Here is a 6,881-nt window from a genome sequence, read left to right as displayed (position 1 = left end):
CGGGCCAGGGCGCGGCGCAGCTCCTGCGGGTCGGGGTGCGCGCCCGGCGCCGGCACCGCGTAGGCCACGAGCCGCGCGGGGCCGTCGGGTTTGCGGCGGGCGAGGACGGCGGCCTGGGCGATGCCGGGCTGCGCGCGCAGGGCGGCGGCGACCTCGCCGGGCTCGACGCGCTGGCCGCGGATCTTGACCTGCTCGTCGGCGCGTCCGCGGTAGTCGAGGGCGCCGTCGGGGCGGCGGGCGGCGCGGTCTCCGGTGCGGTAGAGGCGCGCGCCGGGCCTTCCGAACGGGTCGGGCACGAAGCGCTCGGCGGTCAGGCCGGGGCGTGCGAGATAGCCGCGGGCGAGGCCGGTGCCGCCGATGTAGAGCTCGCCCACCACCCCCACCGGCACCGGGTGCAGCGCGTCGTCGAGGACCCAGGCCGTCCGGTCGCCCACCGGGCTGCCGATCGGCGCGTAGGGCGTGTCGCAGGTCGTGCCGGCGGGGACCTTCCAGACGAGCGGCGTCACCACGGTCTCGGTCGGCCCGTAGCCGTTGATGAGGCGGCGCGGCCCGAGGGCGCGGTTGACGCGCGCGAGCTCGTCGCGCGGCATCGCCTCGCCGCCGAAGGAGAGCAGATCGAGGGTCGGCGCGCCGCCCTCCTGCTCGGCCCAGCGCGTCAGTTCCCGGACGTAGCTCGGCGGGAAGCCGGCATTCGTCACGCCGTGCCGGCGGAACGCCGCGAACACCTCCGCCGGCGACCAGAGCGCGTCGTCGCGGAGCACGAGGCTGGCGCCGCAGGCGAGCGCCGTCAGCCAGCGCTCGTGCCCGCCGTCGAAGTTGAAGGTGATGAAGTGGAACTCGCGGGAGTCCGCGTCCATCTCGTAGAGCGGCGCGGTCGCGCGGACGTGCATCGCGAGCGGGCCGTGCGCGACCGCCACCGCCTTCGGCTTCCCCGTCGAGCCGGAGGTGTAGATCAGGTAGGCGAGGTTCTCCGGGTGGAGCGCCACCGGGGGTGGAGGCCCCGCGCCCGCGTCCGGCGCGTCCGCGTCGATCAGGATCCGCGGGACCGCGGCCGGCCCGCGGCCGGCATGGGCGCGATCCGTGACGAGGACGCGCGCGCCGCTGTCGGCGACCATCGCGGCGATCCGCGCGTCCGGGAGATCGAGCCCGAGCGGCAGGTAGGCGCCGCCCGCCTTGAGCACGCCGAGATAGGCGGCGAGCAGGCCGGGCGAGCGGGGCAGCATCACGGCGGCGACCGTGTCCGGGCCGATGCCGGCCTCGGCGAGACGGTGCGCGAGGCGGTCCGCCTCGGCGTCCAGCGCGCCGCGGCTCGTGGCGCGATCGGCGAAGATCACCGCGGTCCGTTCGGGGTCCGTGCGCGCGAACCCCGCGATGGTCACGTGAACGGGCTGCCCGTCGACCTCGGACGGCGCGGAGGGCGGGTTCAGCCGCGCGATCTCGCCCGGTGTGAGCAAGGGCGCCCCGTGGATCGGCGCGTCCGGCGCCGTGACGAGGCTGCCCAGCAGGGTCAGGAAATGGTCGCGCCAGCGCGCGACGGTGGCCGCGTCGAACAGGTCGCGGGCGTAGGTGAGGTGCGCGGTGAAGCCGCCCTGCGCGTCCTCCAGCGTGGTCAGGCCGAGATCCACGTGGGCGCTGCCGGTGGCGCGGGGGACGCGCTCGACCGACAGGTCGCCGAGGCGGATCGTGGCGAGCGGGCGCTCCTGCAGGTGCTGGACGATCGCCTGGAACAGGGGATTGCGGCCTGGATGCCGGTCGGGGCTCAGGGCGCTCACGAGCCGCTCGAACGGCACGGATTGATGGGCCTGGGCCTCCACGAGGAGCGCCCGCGTCGCCTCCACGCACGCGGCGAAGCTGTCCAGCGGGTCGAACGCGAAGGGCAGCACTAGGGTGTTGGCGAAGCTGCCGATCACGCCCGCGGTCTCGGGCCGGGCGCGGTTCGCCACCGGCACGCCCAGGCGGAGAGCGCGCTCGCCGCCGAGGCGCTGGAGCAGGATCGCGAAGCCGGCGGCGAGGACGTGGAACGCGGTCGCGCCGCCGCGGCGGGCCAGGGCGCGGATGCCCGCCGCGGTCGCGGGCGGCAGCGGGAAGGTCAGCGTCTCCCCGGTGAAGCTGGGCACGTCGGGGCGCGGCCGGTCGGCGGGCAGGGCGAGGACGGGGTGCTCCGTGCCGAGGAGTTCCGTCCAGAACCCGAGACTCGCGGCCTGGGCGCCCGCGTCCAGCATCCGCGCCTGCCAGGCGGCGTAATCCGCGTAGGTGATGGCAGGGGCCGCGCTCTCCGACGCGTCGGATCCGTAGCCGGCGGCGACCGCGTCGATCAGCAGGTCCATCGATACGGCGTCGCCGACGATGTGGTGCAGGGTCAGGAAGACGACGTGCCGGTCCGGCGCCTCGCGCACCAGGGCGGCGCGCAGCAGGGGCCCGCGCGCGAGGTCGAAGGGCGCCCGCTCGACGGCCGCCTCGATCGCGGCGCGGCGCGCCCGCGCCTCGGCCGCGTCGCAGCCGGTCAGGTCGTGGCGGGCCATCGCGAACGTGCCCGCCGGGTCGACCTGCTGCACCGGCTCCCCGTCGCGCAGGGGGAAGCGCGCGCGCAGGCCCGCGTGACGGGCGACGGCGCCGGCGAACGCCCGGTCCAGCGCCTCGGGGTCGAGCGGACCGGTCAGGCGCAGCGCGCCGACGATGTGATAGGCGGGGCTCTCCGGGTCGAGCTGCCAGAGGAGCCAGAACCGGCGCTGCGCGTCGGAGAGCGGTCCCGCGTCGCCGCCCTCCGCGGGCAGGATCGGCAGGCGGTCCGCGTCGAGGCCGCGCGCGGCGAGGTCCTGCACGAACCGGCGGCGCTTGCCGTCGGGCAGCGCGGAGAAGCGCGCCGCCAGGGCGCGCAGCTGGTCCTCCCGCGAGGGGCCGGTGTCGGTCATTCGGCGTGTTCCAGCGCGTCGAGGAGGTCGCTCATCGCGTCGATGTCGGCGTCCGCGCCACCCGCGTCCCGGCCGTCGATCGCGACCGCGAGATCCGCCAGGGTGCGCGCTTCGAAGACGGCGCGCAGGGGCAGGGCGATGCCGTGCGCCTCACTCAGGCGCGCGACGACCCGGGCGACGAGGAGCGAGTGCCCGCCCAGGGCGAAGAAGTTGTCGCCGCGCCCGATCGAGGGGAGGTTCAGCACCTCGGCCCAGGCAGCGGCGAGGCGGCGCTCCGTCCCGGTCCGCGGCGGGTCGGCGGCCGGGTCGGCGACCGGCTCCGGCGCCGGCAGGGCGGCGCGGTCGACCTTGCCGTTGGGGGTCAGCGGCAGGGCATCGAGCGTCACGACGGCCGCGGGCACCATCGCGTCCGGCAGCGTCGCGGCGAGCGCCCGGCGCAGCTCCGCGGGGTCGAGCGTCGCCCCGGGGCCGGGGACGACGTGGGCCACCAGCCGCGCGTCGCCGGGCCGGTCCTGCCGCGCGGTCACGACGGCCTGCGCGACGCCGGGTTGCGCGATCAGCGCCGCCTCGACCTCGCCGGGCTCGATGCGCACGCCGCGGATCTTCACCTGGTGGTCGACGCGGCCGCGGTAGTCGAGGGCCCCGTCCGCGCGCCAGCGCGCGCGGTCGCCGGTCCGGTACATGCGCGCGCCGGGCGGCCCGAAGGGGCAGGGGACGAAGCGCTCGGCCGTGAGCCCCGGCCGCCCGAGGTACCCGCGGGCGAGCCCGGCGCCCGCGAGGTAGAGTTCGCCGACCGTGCCCGGCGGGACCGGCCGCAGGCCGCCGTCGAGGATGTAGGCCTGCGTGTTCCACAGGGGCGCGCCGACGGTGACGGCCTCCGCGCCGGGCACGATCTCGGCCGCCGTGGACCAGATCGTGGTCTCGGTCGGGCCGTAGAGGTTGGTGACCCGCGCCGCCCGCGCGCTCAGGGCGCCCGCGAGGTCGGGCGGCAGCGCCTCGCCGCCCACCAGCACCCGCACGCCGCGCAGGGCGTCCGTCTCCGCGAGGCCGCGCCACAGCGTCGGCGTGGCCTGCATGAGCGTGATGCCCGCCTCGCGGACGAGCCGCGCCAGACGCCCGGGATCGAGCACGTCGTCCCGCCCGGCCAGCACCACGCGCGCGCCGCGGAGGAGCGGCCCGAACAGTTCGAGGCCCGCGATGTCGAAGCCGACCGTGGTCACGGCGAGCAGCCGGTCCGCCGGCGTCACGCCGAGGCGATCGACGAGGTCGTGCAGCAGGTTGGTCAGGCCGGCATGCGGGACCACGACCCCCTTCGGCCGGCCCGTGGAGCCGGACGTGTAGATCACGTAGGCGGGATGGGCCGGCACGAGCGGGCGCGCCCGGTCCCGGTCGGTCGGCGCGCGGGCCGGCGCGGCCGCGAGCGCCGCGCGCCCGTCCGGGGCGTCGAGCACCAGGGCGGGCAGGCCGTCCGGCCGCGGCCACCCGTCGACGGTCACGAGGTCGGCGGGCCGGGCATCGGCCAGCATGAGGGCGAGCCGCTCCGCGGGGTAGCCCGGGTCGAGCGGCAGGTAGGCCGCCCCGGCCTTGAGCACGCCCAGCAGCGCCGCGACGAGGTCCCGCCCGCGCGGCAGCACCACCGCCACGATGTCCTCCGGTCCGATCCCGCGGGCGATGAGCGCGTGGGCGATCCGGTTGGCGCGGGCCTCGAGCTCCGCGTAGCGCAGCACCTCCGAACCGGCCACCAGGGCGACGGCCTCCGGCGTGCGGTCGGCCTGCGCGGCGACGAGCGCCGGCAGGGTCTCGGGCGGCACCGCCCGCGCCGTCGCGTTCCAGTCCGTCAGGACCTGCCGCCGCTCGCCGGCCTCGAACAGGTCGAGATCCCCGATTGCCCGGTCCGGCGCGGCCGCCAGGGCCGCGAGCAGCCGCGCGAACCGGTCCGCGAGGCGGATCGCGCCGGCCTCTTCGAAGAGGTCCGTGGCGTATTCGAGGTGGCCGGCGACGCCCGCCTCCGTCCCGTCGGCCCCGCGCCGCTCGACGAGGTCGAAGGCGAGGTCGAACCGCGCGGCCCCGGCGCCGACCGGATCCGGGACGGCGCGCAGGCCGGCCAGATCGAACGAATCCGGCACGCCGTCCTGAAGCGCCAGCATGACCTGGAACAGGGGGTGGCGCGCGAGCGAGCGCGGCGGGTTCAGCACCTCCACGAGGCGCTCGAAGGGCACGTCCTGGTGCGCGTAGGCCTCGAGCGCGACGGCGCGGGCCCGCCCCACGAGGTCGCGCCCGCTCGGGTCGCCGGACGTGTCGGTCCGCAGCACGAGCGTGTTGACGAAGCAGCCGACGAGGCCGTCGAGGGCCTCGTCCGTGCGGCCCGCGATCGGGCTCCCGAGCGGGATGTCCTCGCCCGCGCCCAGGCGGGTCAGGAGCGCCGACAGGCCGGCCTGGAGCACCATGAAGAGGCTCGCCCGCTCGCGCCGCGCGAGATCCGCCAGCGCGCGGTGGAGATCCGGCCCGAGGGCGAGGGGCACGCGCCGCCCGCGGTGGCTCGCCGTCGCCGGGCGCGGCCGGTCGGTGGGCAGCGCGAGGCCTTCGGGCAGCCCTGCGAGCTGCGCGCGCCAGTAGCCGATCTCGCGGGCGATCAGGCTGTCCGGGTCGGCCTCGTCGCCGAGACGGTCGCGCTGCCAGAGCGCGTAGTCCGCGTACTGCACCGGCAGGGCCGGGCGCTCCGGCGCCGCGCCGCGGCACCGCGCCGCGTAGGCCGCCGCGAGATCGCGCATCAGCGGAGTCAGCGACCAGCCGTCGGCGGCGACGTGGTGGATCAGGAGGAGGAGCCCGTGCGCGTCCGGGCCGAACCGGTACAGCCGCGCGCGGATCGGCAGGTCGACGGCCAGGTCGAAGGGCGCGCGCGCCGCCGCGGACAGCGCGTCCGGCCACGATTCCGGGTCCGCCGCGCACAGGTCGAGGCCGGGCCGCGCCGCGTCGGGCGGCAGGACCTGCTGCGCCGGCGCCCCGTCGATCGCGACGATGCGGGTCCGCAGGCTCTCGTGGCGCGCGACCACGTCGGCGAGGGCCGCGCGCAGCGCGTCGGCGTCGAGCGGGCCCGTGAGGCGGAGCGCGATCGGGATGGTGTAGGGATGCGCGCCGTCGATCCGCGACAGCAGCCACATCCGGGTCTGGGCCGCGGAGAGCGGGACGACATCCGGCCGCGGGCGCGCGCCGAGGGGTAGGCGCGCGGGGCCGGCGCGTCCTGCCGCGTCGCCGCCGACCGCGGCGATCCACCCGCTCAGCGCCGCGACCGTCGGGGCCTCGAACACGGCGCGCAGCGGCAGCTCGACGCCGAGCGCCGCGCGCAGCCGGCTGACGAGGCGCGTGGCGAGCAGCGAGTGGCCGCCGAGGTCGAAGAAGCCGTCGTCGATCCCGACCCCGTCGAGGCCGAGCACCTGCGCGAAGGCCTGCGCCACGGCCGCCTCGCGCGCGGTGCGCGGCCCGCGCCGACCCGTGCCCGCCCAGTCGGGTTCGGGGAGGCGTCCTGGGTCGAGCTTCCCGTTGGCGGAGACCGGCAGGGCGGGTAGGGCGAGGATGCGGGCGGGGCGCAGCGCGTCGGGCAGCGTGTCGGCCAGGGCCCGCTGCAGCGCGGGCTCGTCGAGCGCGCCGCCGGCCGCCGGCACCGCGTAGCCCACCAGCCGCAGCCCCCCGTCCGGACCGGGACGGGCGACCACCGCCGCCTCGGCGACACCCGGCAGCGCCCGCAGCGCGGCGGCCGCCTCGCCCGGCTCCACGCGCTGGCCGCGGATCTTGACCTGATCGTCCGCCCGCCCGCGGTAGTCGAGCTGCCCGTCCGCCCGCCACGCCGCCCGGTCGCCGGTGCGGTACAGCCGCGCCCCGGCCGGCGCGCCGCCGCGCCCGGCCTCCGGGTCGGGCACGAACCGCGCGGCGGTCAGGCCGGGCTGGCCGCGGTAGCCCCGGGCGAGGCCG

2 protein-coding genes are annotated in these 6,881 nt (G+C 77.9%); both read right to left on the bottom strand.

The window, feature by feature from the left end; genetic code table 11:
* Positions 1-2,912 (bottom strand): amino acid adenylation domain-containing protein (locus tag C4T42_RS30995; protein ID WP_103986543.1); only part of this gene is annotated, 2,912 nt, incomplete at its 3' end.
* A partial coding sequence (locus C4T42_RS30990; RefSeq protein WP_146074103.1) for a non-ribosomal peptide synthetase occupies positions 2,909-6,881 on the bottom strand: 3,973 nt, incomplete at its 5' end. The genes C4T42_RS30990 and C4T42_RS30995, both read right to left, overlap by 4 nt.

Origin of the sequence: Methylobacterium sp. 190mf, assembly GCF_900107945.1 — a bacterium.
Taxonomy (GTDB): Bacteria; Pseudomonadota; Alphaproteobacteria; order Rhizobiales; family Beijerinckiaceae; genus Methylobacterium.
Note: the sequence above shows the minus strand (reverse complement) of the source record. Positions and strands in the feature narration are given on the sequence as shown.